The 16258-nt window shown below is 71.3% G+C and carries 14 protein-coding genes; 9 read left to right on the top strand and 5 right to left on the bottom strand.

Annotated features, from left to right (window positions below; all coding sequences use genetic code 11):
- Nucleotides 1–69: 69 nt before the first annotated feature.
- Nucleotides 70–1077 (bottom strand): 4-hydroxy-3-methylbut-2-enyl diphosphate reductase, encoded by a 1008-nt coding sequence (locus ACWEEU_RS11295; protein ID WP_451730984.1) that lies wholly within the window; start codon nt 1075–1077, stop codon nt 70–72.
- A 99-nt stretch (nt 1078–1176) separates the two neighbouring features.
- Here ACWEEU_RS11295 and xseA point away from each other — a divergent pair, with 99 nt between their 5' ends.
- The 3 genes from xseA (at nt 1177) to ACWEEU_RS11280 (ending at nt 3383) form a co-directional block, all read left to right on the top strand.
- Nucleotides 1177–2415 carry an exodeoxyribonuclease VII large subunit gene (gene xseA, locus ACWEEU_RS11290; protein WP_385742194.1) on the top strand — a complete coding sequence of 413 codons (1239 nt, stop codon included), beginning with the start codon at nt 1177–1179 and terminating at the stop codon, nt 2413–2415.
- 9 nt (nt 2416–2424) lie between these two features.
- Nucleotides 2425–2649, top strand: a complete 225-nt coding sequence (locus tag ACWEEU_RS11285) for an exodeoxyribonuclease VII small subunit (protein WP_385742196.1) — start codon at nt 2425–2427, stop codon at nt 2647–2649.
- Nucleotides 2650–2792: 143 nt separating this feature from the next.
- On the top strand, nt 2793–3383 hold the full coding sequence (locus ACWEEU_RS11280; protein ID WP_385742198.1) for a malonic semialdehyde reductase: 591 nt from the start codon (nt 2793–2795) through the stop codon (nt 3381–3383).
- 99 nt (nt 3384–3482) lie between these two features.
- On the opposite strand, the gene ACWEEU_RS11275 is transcribed toward ACWEEU_RS11280, so the two are convergent.
- Nucleotides 3483–4016, bottom strand: a complete 534-nt coding sequence (locus ACWEEU_RS11275; protein WP_451730979.1) for a DUF4245 domain-containing protein — start codon at nt 4014–4016, stop codon at nt 3483–3485.
- A 127-nt stretch (nt 4017–4143) separates the two neighbouring features.
- Between ACWEEU_RS11275 and glpX the strand changes: the two genes are divergently transcribed.
- Complete coding sequence (gene glpX, locus ACWEEU_RS11270; protein ID WP_451730976.1) at nt 4144–5175, top strand: class II fructose-bisphosphatase; 1032 nt, start codon at nt 4144–4146, stop codon at nt 5173–5175.
- A gap of 103 nt (nt 5176–5278) precedes the next feature.
- Here glpX and ACWEEU_RS11265 read toward each other — a convergent pair whose 3' ends face one another.
- Nucleotides 5279–5644, bottom strand: coding sequence for a WhiB family transcriptional regulator (locus tag ACWEEU_RS11265; RefSeq protein WP_161178255.1), 366 nt, complete (start codon nt 5642–5644; stop codon nt 5279–5281).
- 176 nt (nt 5645–5820) lie between these two features.
- The gene (locus ACWEEU_RS11260) at nt 5821–6516 is read right to left on the bottom strand and encodes a DUF1707 SHOCT-like domain-containing protein (RefSeq protein WP_451730973.1); all 696 of its coding nucleotides are present in this window, start codon (nt 6514–6516) and stop codon (nt 5821–5823) included.
- Between the two features lie 188 nt (nt 6517–6704).
- Between ACWEEU_RS11260 and ACWEEU_RS11255 the strand changes: the two genes are divergently transcribed.
- The 5 genes from ACWEEU_RS11255 (at nt 6705) to ACWEEU_RS11235 (ending at nt 13848) form a co-directional block, all read left to right on the top strand.
- The gene (locus ACWEEU_RS11255; protein ID WP_385742207.1) at nt 6705–8375 is read left to right on the top strand and encodes a fumarate hydratase; all 1671 of its coding nucleotides are present in this window, start codon (nt 6705–6707) and stop codon (nt 8373–8375) included.
- A gap of 71 nt (nt 8376–8446) precedes the next feature.
- Nucleotides 8447–9226 carry an SDR family NAD(P)-dependent oxidoreductase gene (locus tag ACWEEU_RS11250; RefSeq protein ID WP_451730970.1) on the top strand — a complete coding sequence of 260 codons (780 nt, stop codon included), beginning with the start codon at nt 8447–8449 and terminating at the stop codon, nt 9224–9226.
- A gap of 55 nt (nt 9227–9281) precedes the next feature.
- Nucleotides 9282–10670, top strand: a complete 1389-nt coding sequence (locus ACWEEU_RS11245; protein ID WP_451730967.1) for a class II fumarate hydratase — start codon at nt 9282–9284, stop codon at nt 10668–10670.
- 84 nt (nt 10671–10754) lie between these two features.
- Nucleotides 10755–11444 (top strand): cytidylyl-2-hydroxypropylphosphonate hydrolase, encoded by a 690-nt coding sequence (fomD, locus tag ACWEEU_RS11240; RefSeq protein WP_385742213.1) that lies wholly within the window; start codon nt 10755–10757, stop codon nt 11442–11444.
- Nucleotides 11445–11736: 292 nt separating this feature from the next.
- On the top strand, nt 11737–13848 hold the full coding sequence (locus tag ACWEEU_RS11235) for a SpoIIE family protein phosphatase (RefSeq protein WP_385742215.1): 2112 nt from the start codon (nt 11737–11739) through the stop codon (nt 13846–13848).
- 82 nt (nt 13849–13930) lie between these two features.
- Here the strand turns inward: ACWEEU_RS11235 and ACWEEU_RS11230 are convergent, their stop codons facing one another.
- A complete protein-coding gene (locus ACWEEU_RS11230; protein ID WP_385742217.1) occupies nt 13931–16237 on the bottom strand; it encodes a transglycosylase domain-containing protein in 2307 nt (768 codons plus the stop codon).
- Nucleotides 16238–16258 lie beyond the last annotated feature (21 nt).

Here is a 16258-nt window from a genome sequence, read left to right as displayed (position 1 = left end):
CCGGGCATCCCCATCGGTGTACGAGCCGTACGGGCCACCCCGTACACCGATGGCCTCACGCCCCGGGTGTCACGCCTCGGACGCCCCGCTGCCCCCGCGCCCCGCCATCAGCGCCGCCGCCTCGTCGCGCAGGTCGCGGCGCAGCTCCTTGGGGAGGGAGAAGGTGATGGACTCCTCGGCCGCCTTGACCAGCTCCACGTCGCCGTAGCCGCGCTGGGCCAGCCACTCCAGGACCTCCTCGACGAGGACCTCGGGCACCGAGGCGCCGGAGGTGACGCCGACCGTGGTGACGCCCTCCAGCCAGGCTTCGTCGATCTCGCCGGCGAAGTCCACCAGGTACGCCTCGCGGGACCCGGCGAGCTTGGCGACCTCGACGAGCCGTACCGAGTTGGAGGAGTTGCGCGAGCCGACCACGATGACCAGCTCGGCCTCGGCGCCCATCTGCTTCACGGCGAGCTGGCGGTTCTGCGTGGCGTAGCAGATGTCGTCGCTCGGCGGGGAGACGAGGCCGGGGAACTTGGTCTTCAGGGCGTCGACGGTCTCCATGGTCTCGTCCACGGAGAGGGTCGTCTGGGAGAGCCACACGACCTTGGACGGGTCGCGGACCTCGACCTTGGCGACGTCCTCGGGACCGTCGACCAACTGGATGTGCTCGGGTGCCTCGCCGGAGGTGCCGATGACCTCCTCGTGGCCCTCGTGGCCGATCAGGAGGATGTCGTAGTCGTCCTTGGCGTAGCGGACGGCCTCCTTGTGGACCTTGGTGACCAGGGGGCAGGTGGCGTCGATGGTGGCCAGACGCCCGCGCTGGGCCTCCTCGTGGACGGCGGGGGCGACGCCGTGGGCGGAGAACATCACGATGTTGCCCGGCGGCACCTCCTCCGTCTGCTCGACGAAGATCGCGCCCTTCTTCTCCAGGGTCTGGACGACGTACTTGTTGTGGACGATCTCGTGCCGGACGTAGATCGGGGCCCCGTACTGTTCGAGGGCCTTCTCGACGGCGATCACGGCGCGGTCCACACCGGCGCAGTAGCCACGGGGGGCGGCGAGCAGGACACGGCGGCCAGGCGAAGCGGTCATGCGTCCCATCGTAAGGCCGGGTACGGGGGCCCGTAGATCCCCCCAGGGGGGCGTCCGGGTCACGGCTCCTTTGTCGGCGGGGGCCGTTAGTCTCGCGGCATGGCTGTGAACACGTCCCCCGAAGCCCCGTTGCCCGTCGGTGACGTCTCCCGGCTGATCGGCGGCTGGATCGACCGGCTCGGCGCGGTGTGGGTCGAGGGGCAGATCACGCAGTTGTCGCGGCGCCCGGGGGCGGGGGTGGTCTTCCTGACCCTGCGCGACCCCTCGCACGACATCTCGGTGAGCGTGACGTGCTACCGCCAGGTGTTCGACGCGGTCGCGGACGTGGTCGGGGAGGGCGCGCGGGTCGTGGTCCTGGCCAAGCCGGAGTGGTACGCCCCGCGCGGCCAGCTCTCGCTGCGCGCCGCCGAGATACGGCCCGTCGGCGTGGGCGAGCTGCTGGCGAGGCTGGAGCGGCTGAAGAAGTCGCTGGCGGCCGAGGGGCTGTTCGCGGCCGACCGGAAGAAGCCGCTGCCGTTCCTGCCGCAGTTGATCGGGCTGGTCTGCGGGCGGGCGTCGGCGGCGGAGCGCGACGTGCTGGAGAACGCCCGGCACCGCTGGCCCGCCGTGCGCTTCGAGGTGCGCAACGTCGCGGTGCAGGGGGTGCACGCGGTGCCGCAGGTCGTCCAGGCGGTCAAGGAGCTGGACGCGATGGACGAGGTGGACGTCATCGTGGTGGCCCGCGGCGGCGGCAGCGTGGAGGACCTGCTGCCGTTCTCCGACGAGGAGCTGGTGCGAGCGGTGTCCGGGTGCCGTACGCCGGTCGTCTCGGCCATCGGGCACGAGCCGGACAGCCCGCTGCTCGACCTGGTGGCCGATCTGCGCGCCTCCACGCCGACCGACGCGGCCAAGAAGGTCGTACCCGACGTGGGCGAGGAGTCCGAGCGGGTGCGGATGCTGCGCGACCGGGGGCGGCGCTGTGTGCACGCGGTCCTGGAGCGCGAGGAGCGGGGGCTCGCGCACGCGCTGGCCCGGCCCTGCATGGAGCACCCGCACCGGATGCTGGACGAGCGGTCGGCGCAGGTGGACGCCCTGCTGGAGCGCGGGCGGCGCACGCTGGGCCACCTCCTGGACCGCGCCGACTCCGAGCTGACCCACACCCGCGCGCGCGTGGTGGCCCTCTCCCCCGCCGCGACGCTCCGCCGGGGGTACGCGGTGCTCCAGAAGGCCGACGGACACGTGGTGCGCGCGCCGGACGAGGTGACCGGCGGCGAGACACTGCGGGCGCGGGTCGCGGAGGGCGAGTTCGCGGTCCGGGTGGACGCCGGTGGCGACGGGGATGTCGGCGGCGATGCTTAGGGTGGGCGGATGACCAGCAAGGTGGACGAGGCGCTGTCGTACGAGCAGGCGCGGGACGAGTTGATCGAGGTCGTACGGCGCCTGGAGGCGGGCGGTACGACGCTGGAGGAGTCGCTGGCGCTGTGGGAGCGCGGCGAGGAGCTGGCCAAGGTGTGCCGCCGCTGGCTGGAGGGGGCGCGGGCGCGGCTGGACGCGGCGCTGGCGGAGGAGGCGGAGGCCGAGGGGGACGCGTAGTCCGGGGGCGCGCTTTCCCGGGCGGGCGCCTCGCGTCCCCTCGGCGCGCCCCCTTCGTTAAAGCTTTAACTTCTTTCGCGTAGGGTCGTGCCGTTCAGTCGGCCCGGCACCCCGGGCCGGACGCGTATCCGAGGAAGTCACGCATGTCTCTCGTTCTCGACCCGGCCGCCCAGGATCTGCTGTTCCGCGAGGCCCGCACCGCGAACACCTTCACCGACGAGCCGGTGACCGACGAGCAGGTCCGGGCGATCTACGACCTGGTCAAGTACGGCCCCACCGCCTTCAACCAGACCCCGCTGCGCATCACGCTGGTCCGCTCCCCCGAGGCCCGCGAGCGTCTCGTGGCCCTGATGGCCGACGGCAACAAGCCCAAGACGGCCGCCGCGCCGCTGGTCGCGATCCTGTCGGCGGACAACGAGTTCCACGAGGAGCTGCCGACCCTGTTCCCGGCGTTCCCGCAGGCCAAGGACCTGTTCTTCGCCGAGCGCCCGGTCCGCGAGCGCTCCGCCGCGATGAACGCCGCGCTCCAGGCCGCCTACTTCCTCGTCGGCGTGCGCGCGGCCGGCCTGGCGGCGGGCCCGATGACCGGCTTCGACTTCGAGGGCGTCCGCAAGGAGTTCCTGGACGACGACCACGCCCCGCTGATGGTCGTGAACATCGGCCACCCGGGCCCCGACGCCTGGTACCCGCGCTCGCCGCGCCTGGCCTACGACGACGTCGTCACGACCGTCTGAGCGGCCGTACGGCCACAGCGCACGACGAAGGGGCCCCGGATCCGTCCGGGGCCCCTTTCGCGCGCCGTGGGCCGTCGTGTGCCGCTGCGGCCCGCCAGGCTACTTCTCGTTCTTCATCTTCAGCGCCGCCGCCATCGCGGTCAGCCGGTCGAAGGACGCGGTGCCCGCGACCACGGTCGTGGAGCCGGGGGTGTCCTCCAGGACCAGGCCGTCGTAGCGGCCGCCGGTGTACCGGGTCCAGGTGCGGCCGTCGATCTCCTCGGTGCGCTTGGTCGCCCTGGCGCCCTGGGTCGCCTGGTCGATGACGTCGCCGCGCTTGCCCGCGGACTGCTCGACCTGCACGTACTGGCCGCCCGGCGCCTGGAAGCCGAGGTGCCAGCGGTCGGAATCCTCGGCCTGGAAGCGTACGGAGGTCGCTTTCCAGGTACTCGGCAGTCCCTCGGGGGCGGCCACCGGGTAGCTCGCCGCACGGCGTGCGCCGGCCGTCTCCACCGTGTAGTCGACCCGCTTGAGATCGGGGGCGTGATCGTCGTGCGGGACGAAGACATAGATGACCGCCGCCGCGATACCGATGAGGGCCAGGGAAAGGATCATGTCCCGGACCGTCTTCTGCTTGCCGTTCGTACCTGCCACGCCCCCTATGGTCGCAGGTGCCCCGTGCGCTCATCCGTGGGGCCCCCTGCTCATTTTGTCGGTACGGCGATAGAGTCAGGAATCGAACCCTCATCCGGCCGTCGTCGTATCAGAAAGGTGCGCTCCGATGACCGAGCATCATCTGCCGTCCGAACTCGATGTCCCCTCCGAGGCCCCCGACCGCAACCTCGCCCTGGAACTGGTCCGCGTGACCGAAGCCGCCGCGATGGCCGCGGGCCGCTGGGTCGGGCGGGACGACAAGAACGGCGCCGACGGTGCCGCGGTGCGCGCCATGCGGACCCTCGTCTCCACCGTGTCGATGAACGGCGTCGTCGTCATCGGCGAGGGCGAGAAGGACGAGGCGCCCATGCTGTTCAACGGGGAGCGGGTGGGTGACGGCACCGGTCCCGAGGTCGACATCGCCGTCGACCCGATCGACGGCACCCGGCTCACCGCCAAGGGAATGCCGAACGCGATCGCCGTGCTAGCCGCCGCCGAGCGCGGGGCCATGTTCGACCCTTCCGCCGTGTTCTACATGGACAAGCTGGTCACCGGGCCCGAGGCCGCCGACTTCGTGGACATCAACGCGCCCGTGGCGGTCAACATCCGCCGGGTCGCCAAGGCCAAGGGCTGCTCGCCGGAGGACGTCACCGTCGTCGTTCTCGACCGGCCCCGGCACGAGGAGCTGGTCAAGGAGATCCGGGAGACCGGCGCGCGCATCAAGCTGATCACCGACGGCGACGTCGCGGGCTCGATCCTGGCGCTGCGCGAGGGCACGGGCATCGACCTGCTGCTCGGCATCGGGGGTACGCCCGAGGGCATCATCTCCGCCTGCGCGGTCAAGTGTCTCGGCGGCACGATCCAGGGCAAGCTGTGGCCCAAGGACGAGGAGGAGCGCCGGCGGGCGATCGCCGCCGGGCACGATCTGGATCGCGTGCTCACCACCGAGGATCTCGTCAACGGGGAGAACGTGTTCTTCGTGGCGACCGGGATCACGGACGGGGAGCTGCTGCGGGGGGTGCGGTATCGGTCGGAGACGGCGACGACCGACTCCATCGTGATGCGGTCCAAGTCGGGGACGGTGCGGAGGATCGACTCCGAGCATCGGCTGAGCAAGTTGCGGGCGTACAGCGCGGTTGATTTCGACCGGGCGAAATAGCTCCGCCGACCGGGTGGGGGAACTGCGGGCCGTGCATATCTGCGGGCCGGTGGGGGCTCGTCGCGCAGTTCCCCGCGTCCCCGGAAGCGAAAGCCTTCAGGTCTCAGCCCGCTATGCGCGGTGCCGTCGCCTTCTTCAGTTCCACCTCACGGCGTCGGCGGCGGGCCAGGACCACTCGGCGCTCCGCTGCCGTCAGGCCGCCCCAGACGCCGTAGGGCTCGGGCTGGAGGAGGGCGTGTTCCCGGCATTCGACCATGACCGGGCAGCGGGCGCAGACGCGCTTGGCGGCCTCTTCGCGGGAGAGCCGGGCGGCGGTCGGTTCCTTCGACGGGGCGAAGAAGAGAGTGGCCTCGTCACGCCGGCACACCGCCTCGGTGTGCCAGGGCGCGTCCTGGTCCCTGTCCCGCTTCGGTGACCGCTGGGCCGGGACGGCGGCGACCTGCAGGGACGAACGCGGCGGTTGCAGCACGGTCTACTCCTGACGACGGCTTCGCGAGCGAGAGACGATGCAGCAAGCCCTACCCGCTGTGCGCGCGCCTATGCACTGCGTCCCCAACCCCGGGCGCGCGGCGGCTTGTTCGCACCCCCTCGCGCCCGGCAGTCCGGGCGCGACATCCGCGCGGGCCGCGCCGGAATTCGCGACCGTCAACGGTCCAGGTGTTTGCGCAGCGTGTGGTCCACCTTGTCCTGCACCCGGTCGAGGATGTCCGCCACGAAGCGGCCGCGCTTGGGCCGTGCCTCCACGTTGCCGAGGACGGCCCATCCGTCGACGTAGATCACGGGGGCCCGGGAGTCGGTCGAGTCGCGGGTGCTGACCTCGAAGTTGCCCATCACGCCGCCGCCGGTGCCGCGCAGCGACACGTTCTCCGGGACGCGGATCTGGACGTCCCCGAAGACCGAGATCGCCTTGATCACCACCTGCTGGTACTCGAAGACGGCCTCGCTGAGGTCGATCTCGACGCTGCCGAAGACCGCGAACGCGTGCAACCGGCGCCCGGCGCGCCAGCTCCCCCGGCGCACGGCGCTGCTGAAGACGGCGACCACGCTGGCGTCGGCGTCGGCCGGGACCGCGCCGGGGATCGGGTGCGGCGGGGCCGTGGTGGCACGGCCGGGCCGGTCGTGGCCGGCCGGGAGGTCCTGTATGTAGACGTCCAGCTCGCCGACCGTCTTGGTGTGCAGCACCCCCTCGACGCGCTCGGCGTGCTCCTCGGCGGTCAGCCGGCCCTCGGCCAGGGCCTCGCGGAGGATGTCGGTGACGCGGTCGCGGTCGGCGTCGGAGGCGCGCAGCTCGGACACGCGCGCCTCCGTGCCCGGGGTCTGGGCGTGCTTCTGAAGGTCCACGACGGCAGCGTACCCAAACGCGATAGATCGCGACTAGGGGGTGTGGATAAGTGGCGCGCCCCACCGCGCGCTCCCGGCGTGTCGCAAGTGAGCCTTACCTCACAGGAGCCCCCTTCGAAAGGGGTTCTACGCTGGACAGGCCCGCCAGCGTCGGCGGGCCCCGTCCGTCGAGTGAGGAATGGGCTGAGATGCCTGAGTTCGCGTACACCGATCTGCTTCCCCAGGGAGAGGACACCACCCCGTACCGGCTGGTGACCTCCGAGGGCGTGTCCACCGTCGAGGGGCCGGACGGGCGGACGTTCCTCAAGGTGGAGCCGGAGGCGCTGCGCAAGCTGGCCGAAGAGGCGATCCACGACATCCAGCACTATCTGCGCCCGGCGCACCTCGCCCAGCTCCGCCGGATCATCGACGATCCCGAGGCGTCGTCCAACGACAAGTTCGTCGCGCTGGACCTGCTCAAGAACGCGAACATCGCGGCGGCCGGTGTGCTGCCCATGTGCCAGGACACCGGCACGGCGATCGTCATGGGCAAGCGTGGCCAGAACGTGCTGACCGAGGGCGGCGACGAGGCGGCCCTGAGCCGCGGCATCTACGACGCGTACCTGAACCTCAACCTGCGCTACTCGCAGATGGCTCCGCTCACCATGTGGGAGGAGAAGAACACCGGCTCCAACCTCCCGGCGCAGATCGAGCTCTACGCGACCGACGGCGGCGCCTACAAGTTCCTCTTCATGGCGAAGGGCGGCGGCTCGGCCAACAAGTCCTTCCTCTACCAGGAGACCAAGGCCGTCCTGAACGAGTCCTCCATGATGAAGTTCCTGGAGGAGAAGATCCGTTCGCTGGGCACGGCCGCCTGCCCGCCGTACCACCTGGCGATCGTGGTCGGCGGCACCTCCGCCGAGTTCGCGCTGAAGACCGCCAAGTACGCCTCCGCGCACTACCTGGACGAGATCCCGGCCGAGGGCTCCGAGCTGGGTCACGGCTTCCGGGACAAGGAGCTGGAGGAGAAGGTCTTCGAGCTGACCCAGAAGATCGGCATCGGCGCGCAGTTCGGCGGCAAGTACTTCTGCCACGACGTGCGCGTGGTGCGGCTGCCCCGGCACGGCGCGTCCTGCCCGGTCGCCATCGCGGTCTCCTGCTCGGCGGACCGTCAGGCCGTCGCGAAGATCACCGCCGAGGGCGTGTTCCTGGAGCAGCTGGAGACGGACCCGGCGCGGTTCCTGCCGGAGACGACCGACGAGCACCTCGAGTCGGACGGCGACGTCGTCAAGATCGACCTGAACCAGCCGATGGACGAGATCCTGGCCGAGCTGACCAAGTACCCGGTGAAGACCCGGCTCTCGCTCACCGGTCCGCTGGTCGTGGCCCGTGACATCGCGCACGCCAAGATCAAGGAGCGGCTCGACGCGGGCGAGGAGATGCCGCAGTACCTGAAGGACCACCCGGTGTACTACGCCGGTCCCGCCAAGACCCCCGAGGGGTACGCCTCCGGGTCCTTCGGTCCGACCACGGCCGGGCGCATGGACTCCTACGTGGAGCAGTTCCAGGCGGCGGGCGGCTCCAAGGTGATGCTGGCCAAGGGGAACCGGAGCAAGCAGGTCACCGACGCGTGCGACGCGCACGGCGGCTTCTACCTCGGCTCCATCGGCGGCCCTGCCGCGCGTCTCGCCCAGGACTGCATCAAGAAGGTCGAGGTCCTGGAGTACGAGGAGCTGGGCATGGAGGCGGTCTGGAAGATCGAGGTCGAGGACTTCCCGGCGTTCATCGTCGTGGACGACAAGGGGAACGACTTCTTCCAGGACCCGGCTCCGGCTCCGACGTTCACGACCATTCCGGTGCGGGGTCCCGGCCTCGGCTGAGGAACGCCCTGAGCGGCAACATCCCGGGGGCCGACGGAAGTCGGCCCCCGGGCCCGTTCTAGGGTGCCGGCATGACTTCCCCCGCGTACCTCTCCGGGCTCTTCTCCCTCGACGACCGTGTCGCCGTCGTGACCGGGGGGAGTTCCGGGATCGGGCGCGGGATCGCCGAGGCGCTGGCGCGGGCCGGGGCCTTCGTGGTGGTCGTGGCGCGGGGCAGGGAGGCGCTGGAGGCGACGACCGCGCGGCTCACCGGGCTGGGCTGCCGGGCGGCCTGGGTGAGTGCCGATCTCGGGACCCGTGAGGGGGTGCGGGCGTCGGGCGACGAGGTCGTGAAGGAGTTCGGGGAGCCGGACATCCTCGTCAACTGCGCGGGGATCAACCTCCGTCCCCCGATGAGTGAACTCACCGAGGAGGAGTGGGACCTCACCCTTGCCGTGAACCTCCAGGCACCCCATCTGCTGAGCCGGCGGTTCGCGCCCGGCATGGCCGAACGGGGCTTCGGGCGGATCATCCACGTCAGTTCCCAGCAGGCGCACCGGGCGTTCGCGCGGTCCGGGGCGTACGGGGTCTCCAAGGGCGCGCTGGAGTCGCTCGCGCGCTCGCAGGCGGAGGAGTGGTCGCCGTACGGCGTCACCTGCAACACGCTGGTGCCGGGCTTCGTGATGACGCCGCTCAACGCACGGCTGTCGTCCGACCCTGAGACCGTACGGGCGCTGGCCGCGCGCACGTTCGTCGGGCGCAACGGGCTGGCCGAGGACTTCGCGGGCGCGGCCGTGTTCCTGGCGAGCCGGGCCTCCGCGTACGTCACCGGTCAGGCGCTGTTCGTGGACGGCGGGTTCTCGGTGCACTGAGACCCGTCCGGGTCAGCGCAGGAACATCCCGCCGCCCCCGTTCGCTGTACCGGACATGAGTCACGACTACCGCATCGAGCACGACTCCATGGGCGAGGTCCGCGTCCCCGCCGACGCCAAGTGGCGCGCGCAGACCCAGCGTGCCGTCGAGAACTTCCCGGTCTCCGGGCAGCGCCTGGAGCGGGCGCACATCGAGGCGCTGGCCCGGATCAAGGGGGCGGCGGCGAAGGTGAACGCGGGGCTCGGGGTGCTGGACCCCGAGATCGCGAAGGCGATCGAGGGCGCCGCCGAGGAGGTGGCCGGGGGGCGCTGGGACGAGCACTTCCCGGTGGACGTGTTCCAGACCGGCTCGGGCACGTCGTCCAACATGAACGCCAACGAGGTGATCGCGACCCTCGCGAGCGAGCGTCTCGGGCGGGACGTGCACCCCAACGACCACGTCAACGCCTCCCAGTCGTCCAACGACGTCTTCCCCTCCTCGATCCACATCGCCGCCACCGCCGCCGTCACCCGCGATCTGGTCCCGGCGCTTGAACACCTGGCCGACGCCCTCACCCGCAAGGCGGAGGAGTTCGCGGACGTGGTGAAGTCGGGGCGCACACACCTGATGGACGCGACCCCCGTGACCCTGGGTCAGGAGTTCGGCGGATACGCGGCCCAGGTGCGCTACGGCGCCGAGCGCCTGCGTGCGTCCCTGCCCCGCCTCGCGGAGCTGCCGCTCGGCGGGACGGCCGTCGGCACCGGGATCAACACGCCTCCGGGGTTCTCCGCCGCCGTGATCGAGGAGGTCGCGCGGGCCACCGGACTGCCGCTGACCGAGGCACGCGACCACTTCGAGGCACAGGGGGCGCGCGACGGGATCGTGGAGACCAGCGGCCAGTTGCGGACCGTGGCGGTCGGCCTGACGAAGATCGCCAACGATCTGCGCTGGATGTCCTCGGGCCCGCGCACGGGTCTCGCGGAGATCCGGCTGCCCGATCTCCAGCCCGGTTCCTCGATCATGCCCGGCAAGGTCAACCCGGTCGTCCCGGAGGCGGTGCTGATGGTGGCGGCACAGGTGATCGGCAACGACGCGACGATCGTCACGGCCGGTGCGGCGGGCAACTTCGAGCTGAACGTGATGCTCCCGGTGCTGGCCAAGAACGTGCTGGAGTCGGTGCGGCTGCTCGCCAACGTCTCCCGCCTGCTCGCGGACCGCACGATCGACGGCATCACCGCCGACCGCGAACGCGCCCGCGAGTACGCCGAGTCGTCGCCCTCGGTCGTCACGCCGCTGAACAAGTACCTGGGTTACGAGGAGGCCGCGCGGATCGCCAAGCGGTCGCTCGCGGAGCGGAAGACGATCCGGGAGGTCGTCCTGGAGGGCGGCTACGTGGAGCGCGGGGAGCTGACGCGGGAACAGCTCGACGAGGCGCTGGATGTCCTGCGGATGACACACCCGTAACGGGCGTCCCCCGTTTTCCGCCGTCGGCGTCCGGTCGTGGCGGAGGCCACGGCATCGGGTGCCCATGGCACCTAATATCTGTCCATGGCGGACGACGAAGCGGTGAGACGAGCGGAAACGGACACGACGACGTACTGGGCCCCGGGCACCCCGATCCTGTGGCGGTACCGGGAGAACGCCGGTGAGGGCTTCCACATCGCCCGGCCCGTCACGGTCGTCCGGGACGACGCCGACCTGCTCGCGGTCTGGCTGGCGCCCGGCACCGAGTGCGTCAAACCCGTGCTCGCCGACGGCACCCCGGTCCACCTGGAGCCGCTGGAGTCCCGCTACACCAAGCCGCGCGGGGTGCGCCGGGACCGCTGGTTCGGCACCGGGGTGCTGAAGCTGGCGCGGCCCGGCGAGCCCTGGTCGGTGTGGCTGTTCTGGGAGCCTGGCTGGCGGTTCAAGAACTGGTACGTCAACCTGGAGGAGCCGCTGGCCCGCTGGGCGGGCGGCGTCGACTCCGAGGACCACTTCCTGGACATCTCCGTGAACCCGGACCGCAGTTGGCACTGGCGGGACGAGGACGAGTTCGCGCAGGCGCAGCGCGACGGCCTGATGGACGCGGAGACCGCCGAACGCGTGCGGGAGGCGGGCCGGCGGGCGGTCGAGGGAATCCGCGCCTGGGGGACGCCGTACGCGGACGGCTGGCAGCACTGGCGGCCCGACCCCGCCTGGGCGGTACCGTCGCTGCCGGAGGACTGGGACCGTACGCCCGCGCACGTGTCCTCATGAGACCCTTGATGCGCCCCCGGACCACAAACGTAGGATCGTCCTCCGCAAGGGCATCGAGTTGCAACTACCGGAACAGACGCCGGGCTTGACCATACGTCACCGAGGGGCGGCAGGACGTGAGCGAGGGGTACGGGAACGGCGGCACCGGCCGGGCGAGGATCGCCCGGATCGGCGGAGAAACCCCTGACCACGCGGGAAATCCGTTCCCGGGGCACGTATTGCGGGTATCGGCATGTCGGCGGCACCACACGCGCGCCTGGCGCGCGGCCCCGGACGGACGGATTCGACACGCGTGACGGAGCAGCCCACTTCCTCCTACGAACGCCCCCAGCCGGGCGCGGACCCCGCGGAGTCCCGCGGGGCACGCTTGCGTACCCCGACGCCGCTCGGTGCGCCGGGCTTACCGGCACAGTCCCGGGCGGACGGCCAGTCGTCCTCCTCGGGCACCGAGCCGCGCGCCAAGCGCGGCGGCGGCAAGGGAAACAAGGGGAAGGAGCCCCCAGTCAACGGCCCCGAGCACTCCCAGCCGGCCACCGCCGAGCAGGACACCCACCGCCCCCGGCCCGCCCCCGAGGGCATTCCGGCGCAGCCGGGTGCCGAGCAGGACCGGACTCCGGGCGCCCGTGAGCGCCGTACCGGCCGCGGTCTGCCGCCGGGCCGGCCGATGCCCATGCGGCGCGACGGGGACCGGCTCCGGTTCGTGGGCGCGGCGACCCGGCGGATCGCGCGCGGCCTCGATCTCGACGAGATCGTGATGGGGCTGTGCCGGGCCACGGTGCCGACGTTCTCGGACGCGATCCTGGTCTATCTGCGCGACCCGCTGCCCGTCGGCGACGAGCGGCCCACCGGGCCGGTGGTGCTGCGGCTGCGGCGCAGCGACCGGGTGCCCGACGAGCGGGACACCGACGCGCTGCTGCCCGCGCCGTACCCCGATCCGGAGACGGAGTCCCCGGGGCTCGCCGCGTTCTCCGGGCCCTCGGCGCTGACCGCCGAGCTGTGCGAGGTCCAGCCGGGCGGCGCGCTGAACGAGGTGCTGCGCGGGGTGCGTCCGGTGTTCGCGGACACGCCCGCCGCGCGCGCCGCGCTGCCCGAACTCCTCGGCGAGGACGGCGAGGCGCTCGTCCCCGACGGGCAGCACGCGATCCTCGCGCCGCTGCGCGGACGGCGCCGGGTGATCGGCGCGGCGCTGTTCCTGCGCCGCCCCGAGCGCCTGGCGTTCGAGGCGGAGGACCTGCTGGTCGCGGCGCAGCTCGCCACGCACAGCGCGCTCGGCATCGACAAGGCGGTGCTCTACGGCCGCGAGGCGTACATCGCCGACGAGTTGCAGCGCACCATGCTGCCCGAGACCCTGCCGCGTCCGACCGGTGTGCGCCTGGCCTCGCGCTATCTGCCCGCGGCGGAGACCGCCCGGGTGGGCGGCGACTGGTACGACGCGATCCCGCTGCCGGGCAGCCGGGTAGCGCTGGTGGTCGGTGACGTCATGGGCCACTCCATGACCTCGGCGGCGATCATGGGCCAGCTCCGCACGACCGCGCAGACCCTGGCCGGGCTCGACCTGCCCCCGCAGGAGGTGCTGCACCACCTGGACGAGCAGGCGCAGCGTCTGGGCACCGACCGCATGGCGACGTGTCTGTACGCGGTCTACGACCCGATAGCGCAGCGGATCACCATCGCCAACGCCGGTCATCCCCCGCCGGTGCTGCTGCACCTGGGCGGCGAGGCGGAGGTGCTGCGCGTCCCGCCGAACGCGCCGATCGGGGTCGGCGGGGTGGACTTCGAGGCGGTCGAGCTGGAGGCGCCCGCCGGGGCCACCCTGCTGCTGTACACCGACGGCCTGGTGGAGTCCCGGCTGCGGGACGTGGCGACGGGCATAGAGCAGTTGCGCGAGAAGCTGACGGCGACCGCGCGCCTGACCGGTCCCGGGCATCCGCCGCCGCTGGAGGCCCTGTGCGACGAGGTGCTCGACATGCTCGGCCCGGGCGACCGGGACGACGACATCGCGCTGCTCGCCGCCCGGTTCGACGGGATCACCTCCAGCGACGTCAAGCACTGGTCGCTGGACGCGGAGGACGCCACCCCGGGCAAGGCCCGCAGGCTGGCCCGCGCCGCGCTGGCCGAGTGGGGGCTTGAGGACCTGTCGGATTCGCTGGAGCTGCTGGTCAGCGAGGTCGTCACCAACGCCGTGCGCTACACCACGCGCCCGGTGTCCGTGCGTCTGCTGCGCACGGACGTGCTGCGCTGCGAGGTCTCCGACGACATCCCGCGCCTGCCCCGGCTGTGCCAGGCCCGGGCCACGGACGAGGGCGGCCGTGGGCTGTACCTGGTCAACAAGCTGGCCCGGCGCTGGGGCGCGACCCGGCTGAGCGCGGGCAAGGTGGTGTGGTTCGAGCTGAGCGGAAGCTGAGCCGCCGGGTTTCCGCGCGGTACGACGAAGGGCGCCCGGCGATTCGCCGGGCGCCCTTAGCGCTGTCTGAGGGTCCGTGACCTCAGTTGCCGTTTTTGCCGTCCTGGAAGTCGAACGGGTTCTGCGGGGTGGACTGGCCCGTGGGCGGCCCCGAGGTCGGCGTGCGGGTCGTCGGCTGGTCCGACGGTGTCCGCGTCGCCGTCTCGGTGGGCGGCTCGGTGGTCGGCGACTTGGAGGGCGACTCCGACTCGGTCGGCGAGCTGGAGGGCGACTCCGAGGCGGACTCCGACGGGCTGTCGCTGACGGTCGGGGTGTCCGTCGGGGCGACGGCGGCACCCTGCTTGGTGTCGAGGTCGAAGGGGACCTTGTCCGTCACGCCGAAGGTGTACGCCGCCCAGATCTGCGCCGGGTAGCCACCGCCGTTGATACGGCCGGGCGCCGGGAGGAGACCGGTGGCGCCCGCCATCGACACGTGCGCGTTGCCCCGTTCGCCGAACAGGCCGACCGAGGTGACCAGGTCGGGCGTGTAGCCGGTGAACCAGGCGGACTTGTTCTCGTCCGAGGTACCGGTCTTGCCCGCGACCTGCTGGCCGTTGCGCAGGGGGTTGTTGGCCACCGACTGCCGGGCGGTGCCGTCGTCGACCACGCCGGTGAGCACGGAGGACACGGTGTCGGCGGCGGTGCGGCTGATCACCCGTGCGCCGATCGGGTCCGGCATCCGCACGCTGCGGCCCTTGCTCTCCGCCGACTTGATGAGGGTCGGGGTGACCTTCTTGCCGTGGTTGTCCAGGGTGGCGTAGATGCCGGCCATCTCCAGCGGGCTGGCGCCCATGGAGCCGAGCGTCTGCGCGGGCACCGCCTGCATCCCCTTGGTGTCCATGCCGAGCTGCTTGGCGGTGTCCATGACCTTGTCCATGCCGACGTCCACGCCCATCTGCGCGAAGACGGAGTTCACGGACTTGTTCATGGCCTGCTGGACGTTGATCTTGCCGTAGCTGGCGTTGTCCTCGTTCGGCGGTGCGAAGCCGACCTCGGTGCCGTGGTCGGTCACCGGGTGGCGGCTGGTGCCGTCGTAGACGGTGTTCGCGTCGATCGGACGGCCGTCCTGCGTGGTGGCGTTCTGCTCCAGCGCGGCGGCGAGGATGACCGGCTTGAAGGTGGAGGCGGGCTGGTAGTCGGTCCGCGTGGCGTTGTTGGTCCAGTGCTTGAAGAGGTCCTCGCCGCCGTAGAGCGCGACGACGTGGCCCGTCTTGGGGTCCACCGACACGGCACCGGCCTGGATGTCGCCGTCGACCTTGCGCTTCTTCGGGTCGAGCTTGGAGGTGAGCTGGGTCTTGACTGCCTTCTCCAGCGCGGCCTGCTTCTCGCGGTCGACGTTGAGGGTGATGGTCCAGCCCTTGCCGATGACCGCGTTCTCCGCCTGGGACGCGGTCAGGCCCTGCTGCTTCATGAGCTGCTGCTCGAGCTGCTTGTTGGCGAGGTCGACCAGGTAACCCGTCTGCCCGTCGAGACCGGGGGCGGCCTTGGGGTCCTTGGGAACGGGGAACGTCAGGGTGTCGCGCTTGGCCTTGGACAGCCAGCCCTGCTTGACCATGTTGTTCAGGACGTAGTTCCAGCGCTGCTTCACCAGGGTCCGCCCGGTGGGCGTGGCGGCCTGCCAGTCGTACTGGCTGGGCGCCTGGAGGAGGGCTGCCAGATAGGCGCCCTCCGAGACCGAGAGCTTCTGGGCGTCCTTGCGGTAGTACGCCTGGGCGGCGGCCTGGATGCCGTACGCGTTGCGGCCGTAGTAGCTGGTGTTGATGTAGCCCGCGAGGATGTCGTCCTTGGACTTCTCGCGCTCCACCTTGAGGGAGATCACCAGTTCGTTGAGCTTGCGGGTGACCGTCTGGTCCTGGCTCAGGTAGTAGTTCTTGACGTACTGCTGGGTGATGGTCGAACCACCCTGCTTGCCCCGGCCCGCGAGCGTGTTGATGATGCCGCGCGCGGTGCCCTTCAGGTCGACACCGGGGTCGGTGTAGAAGGACTTGTTCTCGGCGGCGACGAAGTCGAGCTGGACCGGCCGCGGCACCTTCGACAGGTCGACGATCTCGCGGTTGACCTTGCCGGAGCGGGCTATGACCTTGCCGTCGCTGTACTTGTAGATGTTGCTCTGCTGCTGGGCGGCCACATTGCCCTCGGGAATGTCCACCGACAGATACAGCGCGACAAAGGCGCCGATACCCAGCAGACAGATGCCGAGGAACGTCCCGAGGATCTTCTTCCAGGTGAAGAGCCTGCGTATCCGGCTCTTGGCGGGCTTGCCGCCGGGCGCCGGGGACGGCGAGCGGCCTCCGGGTGCCGCGCGGCGGCCGCCGCGCTGACGCGCTCGTCTCTCTTCCGCTCGTCCCATAGGTCCGTTCGCTCCGCTTCC

This window comes from Streptomyces sp. NPDC005004 (assembly GCF_053600675.1).
The sequence above is the reverse complement of the archived record's forward strand: the minus strand, read 5'-3'. Positions and strand labels throughout refer to the sequence as shown.